Here is a 22,327-nt window from a genome sequence, read left to right on the forward strand (position 1 = left end):
ACGGCGTCAGAAGACAAAAACAATAAAACCAGGGAAAGAGGAAAGGATCATGAGCACTCGATTTCGCCTGTCTGGCGCGGCGCTTCCCGGCGTGGGCCTGGCAGGGCTGCTGCAACTGTGCGCGGTCGACGGCGTGCAGGCCAAGGAGTTCAGCGTGCTGGACAACCAGGTCACCGGTTCATTCGACAGTACCTTGTCTTATGGCCGCTTGTGGCGGGTCCAGGGTCGGGACAAGAACAACGATGACGTCAACACCAACGACGGCAATCGCAACTTCGACACCGGGCTGGTTTCCGAGGTGTACAAGATCACCTCGGAGCTCGAGGCCAACTATCAGAACTACGGGATGTTCGTGCGCGGCACCGCGTTCTATGACACCCAACTGATGGACAAGCGCAACGATTACTACCGCAACAATAATCCGTCGCAACCCAGTCAGAGTTTCCCGCAGGACGACCACTTCACTGACCAGACCCGCGATATCGCCGGCAGCCGGGTGGAGATGCTCGACGCCTACCTCTATGGCAACTGGGACGTTGCGCAAATGCCGGTAACCGCCCGTATCGGGCGCCAGGTGTTCAACTGGGGCGAGGGGATTTTCTACCGTGGCGGGATCAACACCACCAACCCGGTGGATGCGGCCAAGTACCGTTTGCCCGGGGCCGAAGTCAAGGAGGTGCTGGTACCGGTGGAAGCGCTGAGCTTCAACATCGGCCTGACCGACAGCCTGACCATGGAAAGCTTTTACCAGACGAACTGGAAGGAAACCCGCATCGACCCGGTCGGCACGTTCTACTCGCAGACGGACCTGTTCGCCGACGGCGGCAACACTGCCTACAACAACTTCAGCGGTACCGCGCTGGACACCCCGGTGCCTGGCTTCGGCAACGTCATCGATCTGTACAGCGCGCTAGGCAACAACCCGCTGCTCAACCAGGCCCTGAGCACCACCGGCCTGTACGCCAACGGGGTCACCCCGGCCTTTGGCAACACCGTCAAAGTGGCCACGGTCGGCAAGGATTTCAATGCGCGCAACGACGGCCAGTTCGGCTTCGCTTTTCGCTACATCGCAGAAGAACTCAACAGCACCGAGTTCGGGGTGTACATGGTCAACTACCACGCCAAGGAGCCGACCATTTCCGCCGATCTGGGCGGGTACCAGGGCATCGACATGAATGCCCTGACCAACCTGTTGGCCGGTGTCGCCGGCAGTCAGGCGGGGCAACTGGCCAACGGCCTGGCGACGGTGGATGTGCTGGGCAATATTCAGGCGCATCGGCGCTACGCCGAAGACATCCGCATGTACGGTTTCAGTTTCAACACCACCCTGGGCCAGGCGTCGGTGTTCGGTGAAGTGGCCTATCGGCCGAACCTGCCCATCGGGATCGCCGCCACCAACGACCTGATCGGCGACCTGGCCAACGGCGCTGCCGCAGCGGCAGCCGGCCAGACCATCAACATTGGCGGACAGCAGGTCACGCTCGCCAGCCAGATCAATAATGCCGAGCGGGTGGAAGCGTTCAACACGTCCATGGGCACCATTTACAACTTTGGCCCGAGCCTGTCATTCGACTCGATGTTCGGCGTGTTCGAGCTGGCGTCCGAGCACCTGCGCGGCAGCAGCCTGCAATACACCGCTTATGACGGCAGTACCCGTTACTTCGCTGGCACCGGTAACTTTTCCTATGTGTCCGGCGGCGAGCGCAGCGACCAGGTCAACCGCAACTCCTACAGCTACACCGCGATGCTCAACGGTACCTGGAACGACGTGTATGCCGGGGTCAACGTCTCGCCTTATGTCGTCTACAAGGATGACTTCGAGGGCAACAGCTATCAGGCGGGCAACATCATCGAGGGCCGTAAGGCCTACACCCTGGGGATCAAGGCCAACTACCAGAACAGGCTGGAGGCCGAGCTGCAATACACCGAGTTCTACGGCGGTGGGCAGGACAACGGCCTGCGTGACCGCGACAACGTCGGCTTCAACCTCAAGTACTTCTTGTGAAAGCTCATCCCCCTGTGGGAGCGGGCTGGGTGCAGTGCATCTGCCTTTAATTCGGAGAACGATCATGTTTCACACTTCACGACTGACCAAGACCACGCTGGCGCTGTTCCTGAGCCTGACCGCAGGCAGCGCGCTGGCCGCGGTCACGCCCCAGCTAGCCGAGCAATTGAAAACCACGCTGACGCCGCTGGGGGCCGAGCGTGCCGGCAACGCGGCCGGGACCATTCCGGCATGGAACGGCGGTATCACCCAGGCGCCGGTGGGCTACAAGCCTGGTCAGCATCACCTGGACCCCTATGCGGCGGACAAGCCTCTGTTCACCATCACCAAGGCCAACCTTGAACAGTACAAGGCCCACCTTAGCCCGGGTCAGATCGCACTGTTCAACAGCTACCCCGACACCTTCCAGATGCCGGTCTATCCCTCTCGCCGGTCGGGCTCGGCGCCGCAGTGGCTGTATGACAACACCTTGAAAAATGCGACCGCGACCAAGCTGCTCGATGGCGGGACCGGTTTTGCCGATGCCTATGGCGGTGTGCCATTCCCGGTGCCCAAGGATGGCATCGAGGTGCTGTGGAACCACATCACCCGTTATCGCGGCATCTATGTGGTCCGTCGTGCCTCCGAAGCGCCGGTACAACGCAATGGCAGCTTCGCGCTCGTGACCTCGCAGCAGGAGGGGCTTTTCAATTATTACCGCCCGGGCGGGCAGTTTGCCGACCTGAAGAACATCCTGTTCTACTACCTGGCATTCGTGAAGAGCCCGGCCCGGCTGGCGGGCGGTGCGGCACTGGTTCACGAGACCCTGGACCAGCTCAAGGACCCGCGTCAGGCCTGGGTCTACGACGCGGGCCAGCGCCGTGTGCGTCGGGCGCCGAACCTCGCGTATGACACCCCGATCGCCTCATCCGACGGCCTGCGCACGGCGGACGATACTGACCTGTTCAACGGCTCGCCGGACCGCTACGACTGGAAGCTCAAGGGCAAGCAAGAGGTCTACATTCCCTATAACAATTACAAAGTCGGCAGCCCTGAGGTGAAGTACGAGCAGTTGCTCACACCGGGCCACCTCAACCCGCAATTCACCCGTTATGAGCTGCATCGGGTCTGGGTGGTCGAAGGCACGCTCAAGCCGGGGGCGCGGCATATCTATTCCAAGCGCGTGCTGTTTCTGGACGAGGACAGTTGGGGCGCCGCATTGGTGGACCAATACGACGGGCGAGGGGAATTGTGGCGGGTGTCGATGGCCTACCTGAAAAACTTCTACGACCTGCCCACCACCTGGAGTGCGCTGGACGTATTCCATGACTTGCAGGCGCGTCGTTACTACGTGCAGAACCTGGATAACGAAGAGCCGGGCACAGTGGACTTCGCCCAACCGGTGCCGGAAGACGCGTACTTCATGCCGTCGGCATTGCGCCAGCGCGGGACGCGGTGATATTGGCCATTCGGAAGATTGCCGGATTTTGGTTTACCAGGATGTGCTAGCCTGCAATCAATGATTTCATTGATTGCAGGAGGCATCATGGCCAGCATCACAATTAGAAACCTTGATGAGAAGCTCAAGGAGCAGTTGCGTATCACCGCGGCTCATAACGGACATTCCATGGAAGAAGAGGCTCGCCTGATTCTGGGCAGGGCCTTGGCGACTGTTGATCGCGCCGGTGGACTTGGAAGCAGGATCCGCAACAGATTCAGCGCTCTCGGAGGAGTCGAGCTTGATCTGCCAGAGCGTTCAGAGAAAGCAACGGCGGTGGATTTTTCTGAATGATAGTGCTCGATACCAACGTTCTTTCAGAGTTTATGCGAGTCGAGCCTGAAACCCGGGTGCTTGCCTGGGTTGATGCGCAGCCATCGATGGATCTGGCAGTCAGTGCGGTAACGGTGGCAGAAATACTCCACGGCATCGCACGCCTGCCTTCTGGCAAGCGCAAACAAAAACTTGAAGCCCATGCCATGGCAATGTTCGAAGAGGACTTTGCCGGACGCATTTTGCCGTTCGATGCTCATGCCGCTGTTGAGTACGCAACGCTGACAGCAGGTGCTGAAGCCAATGGGCGTGCGGTTTCAATGGCAGATGCGCAAATTGCCGCCATTTGTCGAAGTCATGGGGCTGCTATCGCCACCCGCAATGTTCGAGATTTCGAGTTCAGCGGTGTTGAAGTGATAGATCCCTGGATGAGCTGAGTTCCCCTGTAGGAGCGAGCTCGCGAAGAACTTGCCAGCGCCGCGATCATTCAGAATGCACGCGTTATCGTTGACCACCATCGCGAGCAAGCTCGCTCCTACAGGACGAGCCTGAAGTCATCACACGCGGAAGTGGCTGACCATCTGCTGCAATTGACCACCCAACCGCGCCAGTTCAACGCTGGACTTGGCGGTCTCATCGCTCGCCGCAGCGGTCTGTTCAGACACGTCGCGCACGTTGATGATGCTGCGGCTGATCTCTTCGGCCACGGCGCTTTGCTGTTCGGCAGCGGCGGCGATCTGCTGGTTCATCGACTGGATGTTGGACACCGTGCGGGTGATGTTCTCCAGTGACTCGCCGGCCTTGCGGGTCAGGGCCACGCTGCTGTCGGTGAGGACGCGGCTGTTGTTCATCACCGCCGACACTTGTTGCGTGCCGTTCTGCAGGCCGGCCACCAGGCCTTCGATTTCCTCGGTGGATTTCTGCGTACGCTGGGCCAGGCCGCGGACCTCGTCGGCGACCACCGCAAAACCACGACCGGCCTCACCGGCACGGGCCGCTTCGATGGCGGCATTGAGCGCCAGCAGGTTGGTCTGTTCGGCGACGGCCTTGATCACGTCCATGACACTGCCGATCTTGTCGCTTTCCTGTTGCAGCACGCTCATGGCCTCGGTGGAGCGCACCACTTCGCTGGCCAGACGCTCGATCTGGGCGATGGCTTCGTTGACCACCTTGTCTCCTTCACGGGCTTCGCCGTCCGCCGCCGCAGCGGCTTGCGAGGCTTCTTCGGCGTTGCGCGCGACTTCCTGCACCGTGGCGGTCATCTCGTGCATGGCGGTCGCGACCTGATCAGTCTCGACTTTCTGACTGTTGACCCCGGCGCTGGTCTGCTCGGTCACGGCCGACAGCTCTTCGGCGGCGCTGGCGATCTGGGTCACGCCGTCGCGGATGCCGCTGATCAAGTCGCGCAGGGTCACGCCCATGCGCGCGATGCCTTGCTGCAACACGCCGAGTTCATCGCGACGGGTGACCAGCACGTTCTGGGACAGGTCACCGCTGGCAATGCGATCGACCACTGCCAGGGTTTCGCGCAATGGCCGGGTGATCTGGCGAGTGATGACCACGGCGGCAATGACGCCCACCAGCAGTGCCAGTAACGTACTGATCAGTTGCAGAGTGCGCGCCTGGGCGCTTTCGGCGTCGCGGCGGTCGAGCTGGATCTGATACAGCTGATCGCTCTGGGACACGATGGCGGTGCCCTGGTCGGTCATTTCCTTGCGCGCTTGCACCGCGTCATTGCTGGCGGCCTTGTAGGCCTGCAAGGCGCTGTGGTAGTTGCCCAGCGCGGTTTCCAGCTGACGCAGGGCGTCTTGCCGGGAGTCGGCGAAATGCACGTTCAGCGGTTTCAGGCTGGCGATGGCGGCGTTCAGTTGGCCAGCCGCTTTTTGCTCGGTCTCGGCATTGGTACTGGCGGTGTAGCCGCGCACTTCGTAGCGGGCCAGCAGGAACGCTTCCCTGGCAGCCGTAATGGCCTGGAACTGTTCGAAGCGCTGGTCGCTCAACGGCATTTGCTGCACGCGGGTATTGATGTCATTGATCAGTGTGTTGGCGGTTTCGGCGTTGGCACTCATGGCATCGCGGGCGCTGTTGCCGGCGCGATAGGCGTTGCGCATCTTGCCCAGGGACGTCTTGTAGGCGTCGATGACGGCGCCTTGCTCGCGCAGCAGCTTGAGGTTTTCCGGGCTCTTGAACTTCGCCAGCAGGGCTTGTTGCTGGGCCGAGAAGGCGTCGAGGGTGGTCTGCACGCTCTGCGCGGCGGTTTCGTCGCCGTTGGTCAGCATGTATTGCAGGCGAACCACGCGCAGCTTGGTCAGGCCGGCGTTGAGCTGGGTGATGTCGCTCATCCAGTTACTGCGGTCGATCAATCCGCCCAGGCTGGTCCAGCCAGTCAGGGCGAGGACGCAGGTCAGTGCCAGGACCAGGCCAAACCCCAGGCCCAGTTTCAGGTTCACGCTGATGTTGCCGAACCAGCTATTCATCAAATTCCTCCAGGAACTTAGTACTTCTTTATCGTCGGTTGGCTGGAAGATTGTTTTTTTTGGAAGCCGCCAAGCTGTGTAAGCAGGATGTATCGGCAGCAATTCCGGGAGCTGAAAGGTTTTTTCCGCACGGTTTCTGTAACAAGATTTTTACAGCACTTTTAAGCTTTTTTTCACATACGTTTCACCAGTCACCGACGCACGTTTCTTTAACCTGCCGGGATCTAATGAGGTGGTGCGTGCCGGCGAGGCGGCTTGATGTGGAATTAAGACTGAGTCTTTTCGGGATAAAACGCTCGATCGATCTGAACCGCTTCGCCCGCTATCGCAACGCTGCGGTGGTGTTGGCCTCGACGCTGCTGGTCATCCCACTGACCGTGTTTTTGCTGCGTCCGGCCACCGCACCGGACCTGGCTCACGGCAATGTGAGCGGTGCACAGGCGTTGATGACCGGGTGGGCCAAGGGCGACATGATCGTGCTGGTGCGCCACGTCGAGCGTTGCGATCACTCCTCGGCGCCTTGCCTGGTCGGCAGCGATGGCATTACCGAGCGCTCCCGTAGTGTTGCCGAGAGCCTCGGGGCACAGTTCAAGCACCTGGGCCTGGACAAGGCTGATATCTACAACAGCCCGATATTGCGTACAGCGCAGACCGCCAACTTCATGTTCAACAAGGTTGGCACGGGTGAAAACTGGCTGATCAGTTGCAAGGGCACCATGCTGCGCGACTCCCTGGCGCACAAAGTGGCCGGGCGCAATCTGATTCTTGTCACTCACAGCGAGTGCATGGAGCAACTGGAAAAAGACCTCAAGTTGCCGGCATCGACGCTGGGTTACGGCGCCTCTCTGTTTATTTCCGCCGAAACCCCGCAGACTCCGCGCATGCTTGGCTTCATTGAAGCTTCCGACTGGAGTTCGGTGACCACTCGTTGAGCTTTTCCTTCATCTTTCTGAATCAGGATTCACAATGCTGACCGCTTCTCGCTACCGCTTTTACTGGGTGAATTTCGGTATTCCGCTGGCCTGCGCGGTCGCGGTGTTTCTGATGTTCGACATGACCAGCATCGACATCGCCTTCAATAATTACTTTTTTGATCCGGTGACGCAGACGTACCCGTTGGACCATGTCCATCTGTTCGAAAAAATTACCCATAAATGGGCGCGGATCATTCCGAACTGGACCGGCGAAATTGCGATTATCGGTGCCTTGCTGTCGTTTCTCTGGCCGCGTCTGAAGGCTGAGAAACATTCGAAAATCATCGCTTTCCTGGAAAAAATCAAAGTCGCCCCGGTGCTGCGCTTTGCCACCCGGCACCGTCGGGACTTTCTATACGTGGTGTTCGCGTTCTCCATCAGCACCGGGGTCATTCACTACCTCAAGGGCCACACCAGCGTGTATTGCCCGATCGAGACGACCCAGTACGGCGGCAAAATGGAGCACGTTGAGTGGTATGTAAACTTCGACCTGCTGAAAGTCGCCGGTGACGGTCGCTGCTGGCCGGGCGGACACGCGTCGGGCGGTTTCACCATGCTGGCGTTGTACTTCGTGGCTCGGCGTTATCGCTGGCGCTATTCCAAAGCGATCATGTACGGCTCGCTGACCCTCGGTTTCATCTACGGCACAACGCGGGTGCTGCAAGGGTGGCACTACATGTCCCACACCTTCTGGGCCGGGATCTTTGTGTGGCTGGCGTGTTTGCTGACGGCGCTGGCGTTTTACGGGCGAGCGAGGCTGGAACAGCCGGTGCGCTCCAAAGCGCAACAACCGGTGTTGGCGGCTCAGCCTCAATCTGTGAATTGAGCTGACGATTGAACCGCAAAACCCGCACTCCGAAAGGGCTGCGGGTTTTTTTTAAAAAAAAAGCCCGCGGGAGGGCGGGCAAACCGTAGTTTCTTGAATGAGCGAGCGAAATGTACAGGCTGGCGCGGGGTGGTGGGGTGAAGAAAAATTCATCTCGCTCAAAGTCCCGTACCAGAGCTTGCGACACCGCTACGGCAAATGATCCGCGGCAAAGTCGGCTTCCGACCGGGCACGCAAGCGGCCCTTGCGGCAGGCTTGCTGGAACCGCTCGAAATCGCGCTCGTTGTGCTCGGTATAGCCCTGGGCATATTTATAGAGCGCGTCGGCCAGTGCGTCGCTCTTGCCGATGTAGCCGCTGATCACCGCCGCGTGCCCGGAAGACTTGGCATGGGCGCGAGCCAGGGCCCGGCCGCAGAGCTGGCCATAGGCGGCGAATGCGTCGCCATCGAAGGTCTCGAGTTCGGCGGAGATTTTCATGTCGCGCAATTGCCGCACATAGAAATGCCGCCCGCTGGGGCCGGTGGTCCAGCCTAGGAACAGGTCGCTGGCCGATTGCATCAACCGCTGCCCGTCGACGACCCGCTGCCCTTCATGGCGCACCCGTGACTTGGCTTTCACGTAGCCGGCGAGCACCGAGCGCCGCGCTTCCTTGAATTGCAGGAACAGCGGGAACTCCTGATCGTCGGTCAGCAGCGCCACCAGGCAACGGGTGCCGACACTGCCGACGCCCACCACTTTGAACGCCATGTCCTGAACGTGAAAACGCGACACCAGTTCACGGCGGTCCGCTTGCAGGGTGCCGCGATAGTCGCGCATGAAGGTGTCGTAGAGCGGGCGCCAGTCCGAGAGACGCAACCAGTCATCATCGGCATCTAGCAGCGTGGTGTTTTTGTGCAGGTGGAAAATTTCCGGCAGGTCATCGCGAATGATCAGACGACCATGGGCGTCGCGCTCGCTGATTTTTGGCAGCAGTTCGGCATGGGTGCGACGCTCGGCTTTTTCGATGGCGCGTTGCACATGTTCCAGGGTGCTTTTGTTGGCTTGCGCCAGCAGGTCGTCATAGCTGATGGATTCGTACCAGGTTTCCAGCGAACTTTGTTCGGCGCATTCGAGCATGGTTTTCTGATAGGCGCCCACGACCTGATGGCAGACCGTTTCTTCAACCGTTTCCCCATGACGCAGATCGCGAGCCGCCACCAGAAAACTCGCCACCAGGCGTTTCAAGTCCCATTCCCACGGCCCGGGATGGGCTTCGTCGAAGTCGTTGACGCTGAACAGCAGGTTACGTTCAGGCGTTGCGAACCCCCCGAAATTCATCAGGTGGCTATCGCCGCAAATCGGCGACACCAGCCCCATGTTTGAGGTGCCCGCCAGGTCGTGGGCCTGCAGCAGCGCATTGCCGCGATAGAAGGTGAACGGTGACACCAGCATGCGCCCGTAGCGCAACTCCACCAGCGATTTGACGCGTCCTTCACTCGACGCCTTGATCAGCGGTATTGGGTCGCGGGCGACATTGCCCAAGGCTGCTTGCGAACTGCGGGAACACTTCTTGCGCGCATCCTTGCCTTGCTTCAAACGGTCGGTGAGGGTGGTCATGGGGGCCTATTCGACAGGGGTTGTAGGGCGATTGCGAAATGAGTGTAGAAGGGCTTTGCGGGTTCATCCGAAGTGTTTGCCCAGCGACTAATCTGTCTGTCAGGCATCGACTCGCTGCCATCACCCGGAAACAAGGAGCCTCGTGTTTTCATTGCCGGTTTCACTGCTACTGGCGTTCCTCATTGGCTGGGTGTCTCAGCGCATGGGCATGTGCCTGGTCAATGCCATGGGGCTGCTGCTCAAACGCCGGCCGACCCTGTTCGTGTCGCTGGTCAGTTGCGGTTTGTTCGGTCTGTTGCTCGCGCCGTTCTACGCCTTGTCTGGCGTAAGTCAGCCGCTGTTCATCCCTGAGGTTGGCTACCTGTCGCTGGTCGGTGGCGGGTTGCTGTTCGGCCTCGCCTCGGTGCTCAACAAGGGGTGCAGCGTCGGCACCCTCACCAAGCTCGCCAGCGGCAACCTCAACAAGGCCTTCACCATTCTCGGCTGGGTGTTGGGCATCGTGCTGTGGCATCACCTGAACATGCTGACCGAACACCGGGCGCTGCAAATGCCGATGATCACCAGCCGTCATTACTGGCTGGTCATCGGCATCGTGCTGCTGATTTTGCTGTTCCTGATCCGGATTCACGGCGACAGACACCTGGTGCTGTCGAGCCTGCTCCTGGGTGCCCTGACCAGCGCCCTCTACACCTTCGAACCGCTGTGGACGCCCAGCGTATTCTTCTACGATCTCTCGCAAAGGTTTTGGGTCCCGGGCGACACATCATTGACCACCCAGCGTGTGACGGTGTTCGCCATGCTGATGCTGGGCATGCTCTGTTACACGTTGCATCGCCGCACGTTCAGCTATCAGCGGTTTGCAGCGATGACAGCGGGCAGGCATTTGCTCGCGGGCGTGTTGATGGGGACCGGTGCATCGATGATGCTGGGCGGCAATGACTCGCAGATTTTGTTGGTGTTTCCGACGCTGACCTGGGTGGGAGCGGTGCCGTTGGTGTCGATTGTGTTAGGGGTATTGGTGGGGGTTGGGGTTAAGCGGCTGCGTGCTTGATGATCGCGGCTCTGGAGTTGGACGACCTCAATGAGACCGTCCATTTTTCAAGGATCAAACCTGCATCCGCAACCGCCGCCCAACCACATCCAGCAAATCGCATCCATCGCGCAGGGAAGTGACCAGCACCCGCGCCAGTTCGCTGTAAACACCCTCATCAGCCGCGAAACTCTCCAGCAATTGCGTCACCGTTCGAATGCGATAGGTGGCTGTTTCATGCAGCACATCCAGCGGTGCTTCGGTATCGATCAGCAGCGACGCAATGGTGCAGTCGATGCCGGTCATCGGCATGTATCGATCCATCTCAAGCCTCCACTTCGTCGAGAGGCGCGATGTTGTCCAGTGCCCGGTTCACCAGCAATTGCGCCAGCACGGCCAACTGCTGGATCGCCAGGGCGATGTTGCGGCGCGAACTCTCAAGCTCACAGGCAAGGTCGGTGCTCATGACGTTGAGCGAGGCGAGGGTTTCGCTGGCGTGGGTGAGCAGAGAGGGGGTGTCGATGTTGGGGCGGAGGGTGAAGACGTGGCTGACGGGGTCGAGCTGATTGGGGTTGCGGAGGCGGGCGCTGATGGTGGGTTCGGTGGTTTTGGAGAGGTTGGATAAGTTGGGTGTTTCGGTTGTTGAATCTGGTGGATTAGGGCTGTGCTTTTTCATGACGGGGTTCCTGGTTTGTTCAAAGGAGCCGGCGCTATCCTGCTGTCAAACAAGGTAGGGTGGCAGCTGTACGCAGGTTGACAGACCGGAAACACAGGAAACCGGTGCATCCGAAGATGCCCCACGCACAGCCACCATGAAAATTGCACGCGCGAAAGCATGCCGTTTTATTGGGACGAGTGGAAGGTTCCGGTTTCAGCCTGTCAAAACTGATCGCTGATTTGCAGCGACCCCAGAAGGCTATCGTCGAGAAGTTGCGTCCGCCAGTTCATGAAAGGCGATGCGTTTTGCGGGAAATGTCCTAGGACGTGGTGAAGTCGTTGCATCGATCACAGGTCACTCGATCTCACCGTGTGCTTGAAATGATGCTCCCAAAGCCTGACCCCCAACCCGCCCGTCCGGTCCAGTGACGACCCCACCGTCAAATCCGTAATCAACGTCGGCTGCAAACCCGCATCAAACAGCGCAAACCCCGCCGCCAGGCAGCAGGTCTCGGTCTGCAGGCCGCACACCAGCACGCGTTCGACATTGAGGCTTTTCAGGTAGTCGATGGTTTCCGGAGTGGGCGCGTAGCCGTGCTTGATAAAGATGCGGTCGGCCGGGATCAGGCTGTCATCGTCGGTCGCTGGGTGCCAGCCGAGCTGTTTTTCGAAGGGGGTTATGGATTCGTCATGGCGCTCGACCGTGGCGACACTGGGCAGGGTGCCGATGAGCGCCTGGATACCGTCGATCAGCCATTGCGGCGGGGCGAAGCCGGGTTGTACGTCGATGATCAGGAGGGCTTGGCGCATGGGCTTCTCCGAGGGTGATGGCAGTGATAGGGGCGACTGTGCACATAGCGGCATCGCGCGACTGTCCATGTAACCCTATCGTCAGATTTTACCTGTCACAAAGTGCTTTTGTGAGTTGTGGGCGTACGATGTAACTCACGTTTTCGCTGAATTCCTGGGGGAGCGAACGAAGCGACCGAGCGATGTTGAGTTGGAGAAAAATCATGATTCGCAAGCACTACTTGAAAGCCCTGGCGACGCTGCTCATCGCCGCTGGCGTGCAGTGGGTGACGCTACCCGTCTACGCGACCGAGCAGGGTGAGCAACGGCGTGAAGCTCGCGATACCAGGCAGGAAGGGCGCTCCACTGCCCGGCAAACCAAGGATGAATGCAGAAAGGGTAATGACAAGAACAATGCAGACTGTCGCCAGGACAAGCGCAGCACCAAGCAGGATACCCGTCGCACAGCCCGGGATATCAAGTACTGATCGTTTGCGTGGGTCCTGATTGCGCCTGCCGGCAGGCCGGTCAAGCGCTTCGGGATTTCGAGAGATGGTGGATGTCCGCTTCGATCCAGGGCGGACATCATCGAAATTCGCTGTAGTCATGGTGGTCGTTTGCGCAAGAACGATGATGCAGCCGTACCATCACCATGTTCTGGCTTGAGACTCATCCGAACGTCACCAACACCTTGGCCGATTCATCTGCACGCGCGGCGGTAGCGAAGGCTTGCTCGAAGTCTTCGAAGGCGTAGCGATGACTGATCAGCGGGATGGTGTCGATCCGGCCTGCGGCGAGGATCTCCAGCACCTCACCAAACTCGGTGGGATAGGCCATGGCGGTGGTCACTTCCATCTCCTTGCCCAGCGCCATCGCCAGATCCATGGCGACCGGTGCGTGATGCACCGCCACCACCGTCAGATGCGCCCCGAAACGTGCGCGCGCAATGATTTGGGGAATAACCGGAGCTGCGCCCGACACCTCGATGAATTCGTCGGTATCCACCACTGGCATCCCGTAGAGTGTGCCAGCGCCATGGCGCTTGCCGATTTCAGCCCACAGATCGCAGTTGTCGGGATTGAAGGTGGCGTTTGCACCGAGCGCGCGCGCACGTTCCAGACGTGAGTTCACTCGATCGACGGCGATGATGTCCGCGACGCCGCGCAGACGGAGCATTGCCACGACGCCGAGCCCGATGGGGCCCGCGCCGAAAACAACCACCTTGCTGCCAGCGCCGGCACGCGACCGGTTGACGCCGTGCAGCCCGACGGCGAGCGGTTCGACCAGTGCAGCGGTTTCGAAGTCCAGCGTATCGGGAATGGGGTAGACCGACGACTCGGCCATGACATTGCGCACAAGAATGTGCGAGGCGAAGGCCCCAGGACCGCCGGAACCGATCATGTTTGCAGGCGTCGTCGGGTTGACCACCACGCGCTGGCCTTTGCGCAGTGCCGTTACTCGCGCGCCCACCTCCTCGATCACGCCCGAGAACTCATGCCCGAGCGATAAGGGACCATCGCCCCCCATCGGCAGGCCGCCGGCGCGCGCATAACCGAGGTCAGAGCCGCAGATACCGCAGACCACGACCTTGACCACAATATCGTCCGGCCCGGCACTGGGGCGCGGTACCTGCTCGACACGAATATCGTCAGGTCCGTGAACCGTTGCATGAAGCATCAATTTCGTCATAGCAGAGTCCTTCATTTCAGATTGTGATCCAGGCGCGCTTGCGCGCTGACAGTCGAATTGCGTCGAGCACCTGTTGGCCACGCGCAGCGTCGTTGAATGTGGCGGCACGCTCGGGGATCGCGGGTGCGCGATTCTCGATCCGCGTGCGCATCTCGGCGAACAAACGCGCATAGGGCGCAACATCGAAACCCATGGTGTGCCAGCGGTCCTGCTCGGTCTGGATCAGCTCGGCGACGGGAAAAGCTGTCGGCATTGCGTTGACCAGATCCGCGGGCATCTCGATGCGCCGCACGCCATCGGCGTCGCTCACCCAGACTTCTTCGGGGTCACCAAACGTCGCGCCGCTCTGAATCCACGCGCCGCCTGCGCTGCCCACCACTTTGGTGGCCATCACCAGCGGCCCCGGCGCGGCCAGCGCGGCGATGATTGACCCGGCAACACCGCTGTCCGTTTCGAACTGCACGGTGTAGCAATCGTCGGCTGTCATGGCGGGGCGCCCGGGCGCCAGCGTCTGCAGCATGCCGCTGACACGAGCGATGGGGCCGAACATGTATTCGACCTGATCGATCATGTGCGAGCCGAATGCGCCAAGGAAACCGCCGCCCTGTTCAGCGTCCTCCCACCAGTCGCTGAGTTTGCTTGTCGAGTCCTGCAGGCCCGGTTGATGGTAGATGCGCAGGAAATGGCGCGGCGTGCCGATCAGCCCCGACTGAACGACGCGCCGCAGCAGCGCCTGCGCGCTGTCGAAGCGGAATTCGGCGCCGAGCAGGTGATGAACACCGGCCTTTGTCGCGGCTTCGCGCATCTGCGCCGCTTCGGCGGCGTCGCGGGCAAAGGGCTTTTCGCACACAACATGTCGCCCGGCGGCGATCGCGGCCATCACCGGTGCATAGTGTGCGTGCGGGGGCGTTGCCACCGTAACGAGCTGTATCGCCGGATCGGCAAGCGCCTCGGCAAGACTATCGGTTGCCAGCGGGATGCCGAGAGGTGCGGCGCGCGCGATGGTGCGGGCACGGTCTCGTCCGACGATCGCGCGCACCTCGAACCCGGCCTCGCGCAGCGCACGGACATGGGTAAAAAGACCGAAGCCGGTGCCGACCACCGCCGCCGCTATGGATCGCGACGGCGTACTCATCGCGCTACCTCGCCACTGATGATCGGCACGATGTCCTCCAATGCCTCTTCACCACGTTCTTGCAGCACGGCGAGCGCAATACGGCGCAGCGTTACCTGCGGCGGCTCGCCCTGTGTGCCAATCAGGCGCAAACTCATGCCGCCATGGACATGGCCGAAGGACTGGACCCAATTGCCGGCGATGCCGGGCTGGCCTTGCGCAACGATGACGCGCACCGAGCCGTCGTGGCGATAGCTGGCCTTGTACTTCTGCACACAACCGCCGCCGTCCTCGTAGTTGTCGAGGTTTTCTTGCCAGATCGAACAGAGCTGGAATATCCAGTAATCACAGGCTGAGGGCAGGAAATCGATAACCAGCGCCTCGTCACCAGCACATTCCCAGGTACCGAAGCCGTGGTGTCGGTCCGGCACGCCGCCATTGGACAGGTACACCGCACGGTCGAAGCGGATGCGGTTTGGCCGCTGGCTGAGATTGTCCTGCCACCAACTGCGCACCAGCTCGCAATAGCCAAGTACCATCTGGCCCGCCTTGGCGAGCGCATCGCTTATTTCGGCGGCGGTGACGGGGCGCGGTTGCGGGCTATCGATCCGTTCGATGGTGAAGTGAGGCGGCGCGGTATTCGCGCGATCATGGTAGAGCGTGCGCACCAGGAGACCGACGCAGTCCGGTGAGATCGACAGCCAGTCGCGCCCGTCTGCGGGTTTGTTCTGGCTGACAACGATCTCGAAGTTGCCCTGCGTATCGAACTTCACCTGGCGTGAGGAGATGAAGCCGGTGGTCTGCAGCGCAGCGGGATCGAATTCGTCAAGACCGGATACACCACGCGTTGCCCAGTCCTGAGCGCCGGGATGGCGCGGTTGTGGCGCGCGCCATGAGGCGATGACGAAGTACGGCAGCCCGCCACGATGGCCACGAATGACATAGTCATGACTACCGTCGACGAACTCGGCAAGCAGATGATCCTGATCGGGAGACTGGAAGTTGATGGACTGGCGCCAGGGCGCATCGCGCAGGCGCGGCCGTTCTGGCTCGCAGTTCTCCAGGTAGCGTTCGAACCCGTTGCGCATGAGGCGGGTCATGAATCGATACCATTCGGCGCGGTCGAGGGTATCGGCCTCGGCGCCGAAAGCATCAACCCTGTGGCCGGCCTGGCGAACGGTTTCGCAGAAATCGTCCCACGCGCGGCCGGACAACAGGCGTTCCGTAGCTTGATCGGTCATGGCCGCTCTCCTTCGATGCGCTCTGGCCTGACCGAGAAGCGCTCATAGTAAAAGCCGAATCGCTCGCGTAAAGCGGCAATATCAACCCCGAAATCGCCTTTCAGGTCATAGACGACGCGACCATGCTTGCCCCGTGGGTTGGCGTTCAGATAGGCCTGGATCCGCGTTTTGGCATCGGCGGTCAGTGGCAGGCCGGCCATGGCATAGATGCGTTCAATCACCGTCTGTTGGTCGGCCATGTAGTCGTCGAAGAGCACATCGAGCGTTTGGCCGGCGGGAACACTGTCCCGGTCCCGAACGCAGGCGCGCAGCAGATGTTCCACTCGATCTGTCCAATAGCGCGCCAACGCCTTTACGTCGACGGTATGGCGGCGGATGCGGTCGCCATAGGCGATCATGGTGATGGCGGACTGGAGCACGGCTACGGGGTCGCGATGGGTGATGACGAGCGTGGCGTCGGGATAAGTCGTCATCAGCGGCAGCAGGTTCTCCATGTGCGGCGGCGATTTCATCACCCATCGGTTCGGGCCCTGGAGCCAGGTGAGCGCCTGCAGGACTCGGCGACCATAACGGTAGTGCGGCGTTTGATCGTGGCTGTAGTAGTAGTCGCGCCAGCGACACGGGCGAGACTGCCATTCCGGCAGATAGGAGGAGAAGTCCAGGCCTTGCAGTTCGATGTCTTCATGCACGTGGGTGGGGGACATTTCGTGCATCGCCGGCATGAACGGCAATATGGCTTCGAATTCGCCCCAGGCCTGACGGGTACGAACGATGCGCGGATCTTCCCCGCCTGGCGTTTGGTCTTGCGGCGCAGGAATCGGCTCCATCGCTTCCCATAGCGGCATCGAGCGCAGTCGCGGATCGGCTGCCAGGATGTTGACCAAGTGGGTCGTGCCTGAGCGGGGAAGGCCGGCGACGATGATCGGCCGATCAATCGTGACGTCGTTGATTTCCGGGTTTCGCTTCGCCAGATCTTCGAAGCGCAGGCGCGAAGATGCGTAGCGCACGGCATCGCCGAACATCCCCGCGCGCCCCAGGGGGCCGAGCTCCGTATCCTCGTCAAAACTCTTCAGCCAGATTCGCAGCCGTTCGCGGAAGTCCTCCGAACCGAAGTCGGAAAGCCCCGTGCGCTGGCATGCGGCTGCAAGGACGACCTCCTCGCGCATTTCCACGGGGGGGACGCCCGCGATCGCTCGACGCTGCCGCTCGGTCAGCTCGGGGGCGCCCAGGTCTGTGATTCGGATGATGTCAGGTTTCATGCGCTGCTCCATAAGTGTGAGGAGAGGTGTTGGCGACAGGCAGTACTGGAAGGGCCTGCGTCGGACTCAGCCGGCGACCGTGAAACCGCCGTCGACAGGCAGTGTCTGTCCAGTGATCCAGCCGGCGGCGGCGCTCGTCAGGAAAAGGACTGGACCGGCGATGTCCAGCGGCACCCCAAGCCGTGCTGCCGGCGTACGCGCAAGCGTGGGCGCGGACCACTGCGGATTGGCAACAGTCGTCGCCGTCATGCGGCTTGCGGTAAGCCCCGCCGCGACCGCGTTGACGCGAATGCGTCCGCCCCAATGGACCGCCAGTGCCCGGGTCAGCCCGACGACGCCAGTCTTTGCCGCGCCATAGCCGGGCACCACATCGATCCCGAAGAACGAGCTCATTGATGCAATGCCGATGATCGAAGGGCCGCCTGGCAGCGTGCTCTTCAGGAGTTTGTCGGCGCAGCCATGCGCCATGCGATAGCCACCGACCAGGTGCATGCGCACCGCGCGTTCGAAAACGTCCGGTTCGTACTCGTCCAGGCCACAGCTTGGCAGCGCAAAGCCGGCGTTGTTGATGAGGATGTCCAGGCGCGGCAGCGCTGCTGCGACGGCAGAAATGTTGTCTGCGTTCTCGATGTCGAGCTGCAAGTAGCGGTAGCCGTCGAGGTCAATGTCGTAATCGGCGGCGCAGGGCCGGGTGCCGGTGATCGTCACTTGCGCACCTGCTGCTCGGTACGCTGCGGCGATGCCGGCCCCGATGCCACTGGTGCCACCGGTCACCAGGACATGGCAATTGTCGTAGTCAAACTGAAGGTTCGGCCAGTCGGCCTGTTGAGTGTTCATGGGGCGTTGCCTCCAATAGGTACACCTGATTGCTGCGGCGCAATGGGCCAGTCGATCAGGAGCAGCAGCTATCGCCCCGGCCGACTGGCGGTTCAAGATAAGGCGATAGTATTAAAAGCATTCGAACTGCGAATAGTCTTAACGGACGATGATCCATGCAATTGCGAGATCTACCTTTAAAGCCAGTTTAAGTAACAAGGCTTAAAAAAGAGGTGGGCGATAAACGTCCACACGCAATCGCACCTCGAGTGACAGGGCCGGTCATCGGATTCTCGGTGGCATCACGACCCAGCGCAGAGGAAGGAGGAAATACATGCTGACGCACTTGCAGCGTCTTGAGGCCGAGAGCATTCACATCATGCGAGAAGTGGTCGCTGAGTGTGAGAACCCGGTAATGCTCTACTCCGTCGGTAAGGACAGTGCAGTGATGCTGCACCTGGCCCTGAAGGCGTTCCACCCAGGAAAACTGCCGTTCCCATTGCTGCACGTCGACACGACCTGGAAGTTCCGCGAGATGATTCAGTTCCGCGACGCCATGGCGAAAAAGCACGACTTCGACTTGCTAGTCCATATCAATCCCGAGGGGCTGGAAAAGGGCATCAGCCCTTTTTCCCATGGTTCGGCCATACACACCGACATCTGGAAAACCGAGGGATTGAAGCAAGCGCTGGACAAGCACGGCTTCGATGCGGCCTTCGGCGGCGCACGGCGGGACGAAGAGAAGTCACGAGCCAAGGAGCGGATATTCTCGATCCGCTCCGAGCAGCACCGCTGGGATCCCAAGCTGCAACGCCCCGAACTGTGGCGGATGTATAACGCCCGCAAGCACAAGGGCGAAAGCATCCGGGTGTTTCCCCTGTCCAACTGGACCGAGCTCGACATCTGGCAATACATCTATCTGAACGACATTCCGATCGTGCCGCTCTACCTGGCGAAAGAGCGACCGGTGGTGGAGCGCGACGGCACGCTCATCATGGTCGATGACGAGCGTATGCCACTGAACGACGGCGAGGTTCCCGAGATCAGGAAAGTGCGTTTCCGCACGCTGGGTTGCTACCCGCTGACCGGCGCAATCGAGAGCGAGGCCGACTCCTTGACGGCCATCATTCAGGAAATGCTTCTGGCCAGGACGTCCGAGCGCCAGGGCCGCCTTATTGATCACGACTCCGCGGGCTCGATGGAGAAAAAGAAACAGGAGGGGTATTTCTAATGGCACACGTATCCGATTTGATTGCCGAAGACATCGAGCAATATTTGAAATCCCACGAGAACAAGAGCCTGCTGCGTTTCATCACCTGCGGCAGCGTCGACGATGGAAAAAGCACGCTCATCGGGCGCCTGCTCTACGAATCGAAGATGCTCTTCGAAGACCAGTTGAGCCAGTTGGAAGCGGACTCAAAGAAGGTGGGAACGCAAGGTGGCGACCTGGATTTCGCACTACTGGTCGACGGACTTTCCGCCGAGCGTGAACAAGGCATCACCATCGATGTTGCCTATCGCTTCTTCTCGACCGACAAGCGCAAGTTCATCGTGGCCGATACACCGGGCCACGAGCAATATACGCGCAACATGGTCACCGGAGCCTCGACAGCGGATGTCGCCATCATTCTGATCGACGGGCGCAAAGGGGTGCTGACCCAGACGCGCCGACACAGCTATCTGGTGTCGCTGATTGGCATTCGCCATGTCGTGCTGGCCATCAACAAACTGGATATGGTGGGTTACTCGAAAGAGATCTACGACAAGATAGACGCGGACTATCGCGCTTTCGCCAGCCAGATTGGCCTGCAGAATATCGTCACCATCCCGATGTCAGCCCTGAAGGGCGACAATATCACCGAGCCGAGCGCGAACACCCCCTGGTACCAGGGGCCGACACTGATGGGGTACCTTGAGACGGTGCAGGTCGAGGATGCTGCGGATCAGTCCGGGCCGTTTCGCATGCCGGTGCAGTGGGTCAACCGACCGAACCTCGACTTCCGCGGCTATGCCGGGATCGTTGTCGGCGGCAGCGTCAAGCGCGGCAACCGCCTCCGTGTCCTGCCGTCGGGGAAGGAAAGCCGGGTCGCGCGTATCGTGACCCGCGAGGGTGACCTTGAGGAAGCCGTCTCTGGCCAGTCGATCACGATTACGCTCGAGGACGAGATCGATATCAGCCGGGGCGACATTCTCGCGACGATCGATGCACCGGCCAGGGTGGCAGACCAGTTCGAGGCAACGATCGTCTGGATGAGCGATGAACCGATGCTGCCGGGCCGCCCTTATCTGTTGAAGATCGGCACCAAGACCGTGACGGCAACCAGCGCGACACCGAAATACAAGGTCAACGTCAATACGCTCGAGCATCTCGCCGCCAAGACACTGGATCTGAATGAAATCGGCGTCTGCAACCTGAGCTTTGACCAGCCAATCGCATTTGATCCCTACAAGGAAAATCGCGATACCGGCGGTTTCATCATGATTGACCGCCTGACCAACAATACGGTCGGCGCCGGACTCCTGCACTTTGCCTTGCGTCGCTCGCAGAACATCCACTGGCAGGCGATTGACGTTAACAAGCAGGCGCACGCCACCCTCAAGGGGCAGAAGCCTTGCGTACTCTGGTTCACAGGGCTGTCGGGTGCCGGCAAGTCCACGATCGCGAACCTCGTCGAGAAGAAACTGCATGCATTGGGCAAACATACCTATCTGCTTGATGGTGACAACGTGCGCCACGGCCTCAACAAGGATCTCGGTTTCTCCGAAGCCGACCGGGTCGAGAACATCAGGCGCGTAGGTGAAGTCGCCAAGTTGATGGTCGATGCGGGGCAGATCGTTCTGGTGTCCTTCATCTCTCCATTCCGTTCTGAACGCAGAATGTCGCGCGAGCTGGTGGAGCAAGGCGAGTTCTTCGAGGTGTTTGTCGACACGCCGATCAGCGTGGCCGAACAGAGGGATCCAAAAGGCCTCTACAAGAAGGCTCGCCGTGGCGAACTGACGAATTTCACCGGCATCGATTCCCCCTACGAGCCGCCGGAAAATCCGGAAATTCGCATCGACACCACCGCTTGCTCTCCCGAGGAAGCAGCCGAACTGATCGTCAGCCATCTTGTCGCTCGCGAGGCCCTATGAATCGCTACGTTGCATTCAATGGGGATGCCGATGGACTGTGTGCGTTGCAACAACTGCGGCTTGCCGCGCCTGACGAGTTCGCCAGCGCGAGGCTGCTGACCGGTGTCAAGCGCGACATTCAGTTACTGCGGCGTATCGAAGCGTGCGAGGGGGATGCCATCACCGTACTCGACATCTCCCTCGATCAGAATCGTACCGATCTGCTTCGCCTGCTTGGGGCAGGCGCATCGGTGCGCTACTTCGATCATCATCACGCAGGGGAGATGCCTCGGTATGGGCGCTTCGAGCCCTATATCGACGAGGCTGCCGACGTCTGCACCAGCATCCTGGTCGACCGCTATCTTGGCGGTCGCCATCGTGCATGGGCGATTGCTGCGGCATACGGCGACAGCCTGCCTGAGGTGGGCTGCGCCATGGCCAAGGCGCAAGGCATAGACGCTGGAGCGGTCGGGGCCCTGGAGCGGCTCGGCCTCTATCTCAACTACAACGCTTATGGCGAGACCGTTGCCGATCTGCATTTCGATCCGGCCGAGCTGTCGACCCTGATGCAGCCGTTCGCCGATCCGCTGGAGTTCGTCGCAGGCTCGGACGCCTACGCGCGGCTGGCGGCAGGCTATGAGGAGGACATGGATCTGGCTCGCCGACTTACGCCGACACGCCAGATACCCGGCGCGATGCTGCTGATGTTGCCTGACGCACCATGGGCGCGGCGGGCGATTGGAGCTCTGGCCAACGAGCTCATGCAGGCACAGCCAGATCGCGCGCTCGGTATCCTGTCGCCCAAAAGGCAAGGTGGGTTCACGGTAAGCGTGCGCACTCCCGGACATAGTCCGGTGGCTGCGGCTGACTTCTGCCGCACCTTTGACACCGGCGGTGGCAGGAAACTGGCGGGAGGTATCAATCATCTGCCCGAATCGGAAGTCGACCGCTTTACCCGCGAGTTCGAAAGGAGCCTCTCCAGGTAGCAGTCAT

General features: G+C 60.5%; 21 protein-coding genes and 1 pseudogene. 11 read left to right on the forward strand and 11 right to left on the reverse strand.

Annotated features, from left to right (window positions below; all coding sequences use genetic code 11):
- Window positions 1-49: 49 nt before the first annotated feature.
- The 4 genes from AC1D1M_RS22730 to AC1D1M_RS22745 all read left to right on the forward strand — a co-directional run bounded on the left by AC1D1M_RS22730 (window position 50) and on the right by AC1D1M_RS22745 (window position 4,192).
- Complete coding sequence (locus AC1D1M_RS22730) at window positions 50-2,005, forward strand: DUF1302 domain-containing protein (protein WP_477777349.1); 1,956 nt, start codon at window positions 50-52, stop codon at window positions 2,003-2,005.
- Between the two features lie 64 nt (window positions 2,006-2,069).
- Window positions 2,070-3,443, forward strand: a complete 1,374-nt coding sequence (locus AC1D1M_RS22735; RefSeq protein ID WP_477777350.1) for a DUF1329 domain-containing protein — start codon at window positions 2,070-2,072, stop codon at window positions 3,441-3,443.
- A gap of 87 nt (window positions 3,444-3,530) precedes the next feature.
- A complete protein-coding gene (locus tag AC1D1M_RS22740) occupies window positions 3,531-3,776 on the forward strand; it encodes a FitA-like ribbon-helix-helix domain-containing protein (RefSeq protein ID WP_046038645.1) in 246 nt (81 codons plus the stop codon).
- Window positions 3,773-4,192: a type II toxin-antitoxin system VapC family toxin gene (locus AC1D1M_RS22745; RefSeq protein WP_111280718.1), complete on the forward strand. Its 420-nt coding sequence runs from the start codon at window positions 3,773-3,775 to the stop codon at window positions 4,190-4,192. Before AC1D1M_RS22740 ends, AC1D1M_RS22745 begins: the two co-directional genes overlap by 4 nt.
- A 120-nt stretch (window positions 4,193-4,312) precedes the next feature.
- Here AC1D1M_RS22745 and AC1D1M_RS22750 read toward each other — a convergent pair whose 3' ends face one another.
- Together AC1D1M_RS22750 and AC1D1M_RS22755 are read right to left on the reverse strand one after the other, a co-directional pair.
- Window positions 4,313-5,176, reverse strand: a complete 864-nt coding sequence (locus tag AC1D1M_RS22750; RefSeq protein ID WP_371318451.1) for a methyl-accepting chemotaxis protein — start codon at window positions 5,174-5,176, stop codon at window positions 4,313-4,315.
- Window positions 5,171-6,232: pseudogene (locus AC1D1M_RS22755) on the reverse strand (methyl-accepting chemotaxis protein); the annotation flags it as partial. The gene AC1D1M_RS22750 and the pseudogene AC1D1M_RS22755, both read right to left, overlap by 6 nt.
- 260 nt (window positions 6,233-6,492) lie before the next feature.
- Between AC1D1M_RS22755 and pmrG the strand changes: the two are divergent.
- Complete coding sequence (gene pmrG / locus AC1D1M_RS22760) at window positions 6,493-7,164, forward strand: lipopolysaccharide core heptose(II)-phosphate phosphatase PmrG (RefSeq protein WP_477777351.1); 672 nt, start codon at window positions 6,493-6,495, stop codon at window positions 7,162-7,164.
- Between the two features lie 34 nt (window positions 7,165-7,198).
- Window positions 7,199-8,032 (forward strand): phosphatase PAP2 family protein, encoded by an 834-nt coding sequence (locus AC1D1M_RS22765; RefSeq protein ID WP_477777352.1) that lies wholly within the window; start codon window positions 7,199-7,201, stop codon window positions 8,030-8,032.
- 189 nt (window positions 8,033-8,221) lie between these two features.
- Here AC1D1M_RS22765 and AC1D1M_RS22770 read toward each other — a convergent pair whose 3' ends face one another.
- Window positions 8,222-9,628, reverse strand: coding sequence for a DUF2252 domain-containing protein (locus tag AC1D1M_RS22770; RefSeq protein ID WP_477777353.1), 1,407 nt, complete (start codon window positions 9,626-9,628; stop codon window positions 8,222-8,224).
- 142 nt (window positions 9,629-9,770) lie between these two features.
- Here AC1D1M_RS22770 and AC1D1M_RS22775 point away from each other — a divergent pair, with 142 nt between their 5' ends.
- Window positions 9,771-10,679 (forward strand): YeeE/YedE thiosulfate transporter family protein, encoded by a 909-nt coding sequence (locus tag AC1D1M_RS22775; RefSeq protein WP_477777354.1) that lies wholly within the window; start codon window positions 9,771-9,773, stop codon window positions 10,677-10,679.
- Window positions 10,680-10,733: 54 nt separating this feature from the next.
- Here the strand turns inward: AC1D1M_RS22775 and AC1D1M_RS22780 are convergent, their stop codons facing one another.
- From AC1D1M_RS22780 to AC1D1M_RS22790, 3 genes are all read right to left on the reverse strand, one after another.
- Window positions 10,734-10,982, reverse strand: coding sequence for a hypothetical protein (locus tag AC1D1M_RS22780; RefSeq protein ID WP_477777355.1), 249 nt, complete (start codon window positions 10,980-10,982; stop codon window positions 10,734-10,736).
- 1 nt (window position 10,983) lies between these two features.
- Window positions 10,984-11,334 carry a DUF6124 family protein gene (locus AC1D1M_RS22785; RefSeq protein ID WP_477777356.1) on the reverse strand — a complete coding sequence of 117 codons (351 nt, stop codon included), beginning with the start codon at window positions 11,332-11,334 and terminating at the stop codon, window positions 10,984-10,986.
- A gap of 329 nt (window positions 11,335-11,663) precedes the next feature.
- The gene (locus AC1D1M_RS22790) at window positions 11,664-12,125 is read right to left on the reverse strand and encodes a cysteine hydrolase family protein (RefSeq protein WP_477777357.1); all 462 of its coding nucleotides are present in this window, start codon (window positions 12,123-12,125) and stop codon (window positions 11,664-11,666) included.
- Window positions 12,126-12,328: 203 nt separating this feature from the next.
- Between AC1D1M_RS22790 and AC1D1M_RS22795 the strand changes: the two genes are divergently transcribed.
- Window positions 12,329-12,592 (forward strand): hypothetical protein, encoded by a 264-nt coding sequence (locus AC1D1M_RS22795; RefSeq protein WP_477777358.1) that lies wholly within the window; start codon window positions 12,329-12,331, stop codon window positions 12,590-12,592.
- A gap of 181 nt (window positions 12,593-12,773) precedes the next feature.
- Here the strand turns inward: AC1D1M_RS22795 and AC1D1M_RS22800 are convergent, their stop codons facing one another.
- The 5 genes from AC1D1M_RS22800 to AC1D1M_RS22820 all read right to left on the reverse strand — a co-directional run bounded on the left by AC1D1M_RS22800 (window position 12,774) and on the right by AC1D1M_RS22820 (window position 18,244).
- Window positions 12,774-13,793, reverse strand: a complete 1,020-nt coding sequence (locus tag AC1D1M_RS22800; RefSeq protein WP_477777359.1) for a zinc-dependent alcohol dehydrogenase — start codon at window positions 13,791-13,793, stop codon at window positions 12,774-12,776.
- Window positions 13,794-13,809: 16 nt separating this feature from the next.
- On the reverse strand, window positions 13,810-14,928 hold the full coding sequence (locus tag AC1D1M_RS22805; protein ID WP_477777360.1) for a Gfo/Idh/MocA family oxidoreductase: 1,119 nt from the start codon (window positions 14,926-14,928) through the stop codon (window positions 13,810-13,812).
- Window positions 14,925-16,148 (reverse strand): hypothetical protein, encoded by a 1,224-nt coding sequence (locus tag AC1D1M_RS22810; protein WP_477777361.1) that lies wholly within the window; start codon window positions 16,146-16,148, stop codon window positions 14,925-14,927. Before AC1D1M_RS22810 ends, AC1D1M_RS22805 begins: the two co-directional genes overlap by 4 nt.
- A complete protein-coding gene (locus tag AC1D1M_RS22815) occupies window positions 16,145-17,407 on the reverse strand; it encodes a sulfotransferase family protein (RefSeq protein WP_477777362.1) in 1,263 nt (420 codons plus the stop codon). Before AC1D1M_RS22815 ends, AC1D1M_RS22810 begins: the two co-directional genes overlap by 4 nt.
- Before the next feature lie 66 nt (window positions 17,408-17,473).
- Complete coding sequence (locus AC1D1M_RS22820) at window positions 17,474-18,244, reverse strand: SDR family NAD(P)-dependent oxidoreductase (RefSeq protein ID WP_460053483.1); 771 nt, start codon at window positions 18,242-18,244, stop codon at window positions 17,474-17,476.
- 280 nt (window positions 18,245-18,524) lie between these two features.
- On the opposite strand from AC1D1M_RS22820, the gene cysD reads away from it, so the two are divergent.
- Genes cysD through AC1D1M_RS22835 form a run of 3 tightly spaced genes read left to right on the forward strand, consistent with a single transcriptional unit; the run spans window position 18,525 to window position 22,320 of the window.
- The gene (cysD, locus tag AC1D1M_RS22825; protein ID WP_223448210.1) at window positions 18,525-19,454 is read left to right on the forward strand and encodes a sulfate adenylyltransferase subunit CysD; all 930 of its coding nucleotides are present in this window, start codon (window positions 18,525-18,527) and stop codon (window positions 19,452-19,454) included.
- Complete coding sequence (gene cysN, locus AC1D1M_RS22830) at window positions 19,454-21,355, forward strand: sulfate adenylyltransferase subunit CysN (protein WP_477777363.1); 1,902 nt, start codon at window positions 19,454-19,456, stop codon at window positions 21,353-21,355. Before cysD ends, cysN begins: the two co-directional genes overlap by 1 nt.
- Complete coding sequence (locus tag AC1D1M_RS22835; protein WP_477777364.1) at window positions 21,352-22,320, forward strand: acetyltransferase; 969 nt, start codon at window positions 21,352-21,354, stop codon at window positions 22,318-22,320. Before cysN ends, AC1D1M_RS22835 begins: the two co-directional genes overlap by 4 nt.
- Window positions 22,321-22,327: the final 7 nt, after the last annotated feature.

The sequence above is a fragment of the Pseudomonas sp. P1_F7 genome, assembly GCF_056405655.1.

Coding starts and splice junctions, on each gene's coding strand:
- AC1D1M_RS22785 (WP_477777356.1), bottom strand. CDS start 11,334: ATGAAAAAGCACAGCCCTAATCCACCAGATTCAACAACCGAAACACCC.
- AC1D1M_RS22735 (WP_477777350.1), top strand. CDS start 2,070: ATGTTTCACACTTCACGACTGACCAAGACCACGCTGGCGCTGTTCCTG.
- cysN (WP_477777363.1), top strand. CDS start 19,454: ATGGCACACGTATCCGATTTGATTGCCGAAGACATCGAGCAATATTTG.
- AC1D1M_RS22765 (WP_477777352.1), top strand. CDS start 7,199: ATGCTGACCGCTTCTCGCTACCGCTTTTACTGGGTGAATTTCGGTATT.
- AC1D1M_RS22740 (WP_046038645.1), top strand. CDS start 3,531: ATGGCCAGCATCACAATTAGAAACCTTGATGAGAAGCTCAAGGAGCAG.
- AC1D1M_RS22790 (WP_477777357.1), bottom strand. CDS start 12,125: ATGCGCCAAGCCCTCCTGATCATCGACGTACAACCCGGCTTCGCCCCG.
- AC1D1M_RS22750 (WP_371318451.1), bottom strand. CDS start 5,176: ATGGGCGTGACCCTGCGCGACTTGATCAGCGGCATCCGCGACGGCGTG.
- AC1D1M_RS22820 (WP_460053483.1), bottom strand. CDS start 18,244: ATGAACACTCAACAGGCCGACTGGCCGAACCTTCAGTTTGACTACGAC.
- AC1D1M_RS22805 (WP_477777360.1), bottom strand. CDS start 14,928: ATGAGTACGCCGTCGCGATCCATAGCGGCGGCGGTGGTCGGCACCGGC.
- AC1D1M_RS22730 (WP_477777349.1), top strand. CDS start 50: ATGAGCACTCGATTTCGCCTGTCTGGCGCGGCGCTTCCCGGCGTGGGC.
- AC1D1M_RS22770 (WP_477777353.1), bottom strand. CDS start 9,628: ATGACCACCCTCACCGACCGTTTGAAGCAAGGCAAGGATGCGCGCAAG.
- AC1D1M_RS22810 (WP_477777361.1), bottom strand. CDS start 16,148: ATGACCGATCAAGCTACGGAACGCCTGTTGTCCGGCCGCGCGTGGGAC.
- AC1D1M_RS22815 (WP_477777362.1), bottom strand. CDS start 17,407: ATGAAACCTGACATCATCCGAATCACAGACCTGGGCGCCCCCGAGCTG.
- AC1D1M_RS22780 (WP_477777355.1), bottom strand. CDS start 10,982: ATGGATCGATACATGCCGATGACCGGCATCGACTGCACCATTGCGTCG.
- AC1D1M_RS22745 (WP_111280718.1), top strand. CDS start 3,773: ATGATAGTGCTCGATACCAACGTTCTTTCAGAGTTTATGCGAGTCGAG.
- AC1D1M_RS22795 (WP_477777358.1), top strand. CDS start 12,329: ATGATTCGCAAGCACTACTTGAAAGCCCTGGCGACGCTGCTCATCGCC.
- AC1D1M_RS22835 (WP_477777364.1), top strand. CDS start 21,352: ATGAATCGCTACGTTGCATTCAATGGGGATGCCGATGGACTGTGTGCG.
- AC1D1M_RS22800 (WP_477777359.1), bottom strand. CDS start 13,793: ATGACGAAATTGATGCTTCATGCAACGGTTCACGGACCTGACGATATT.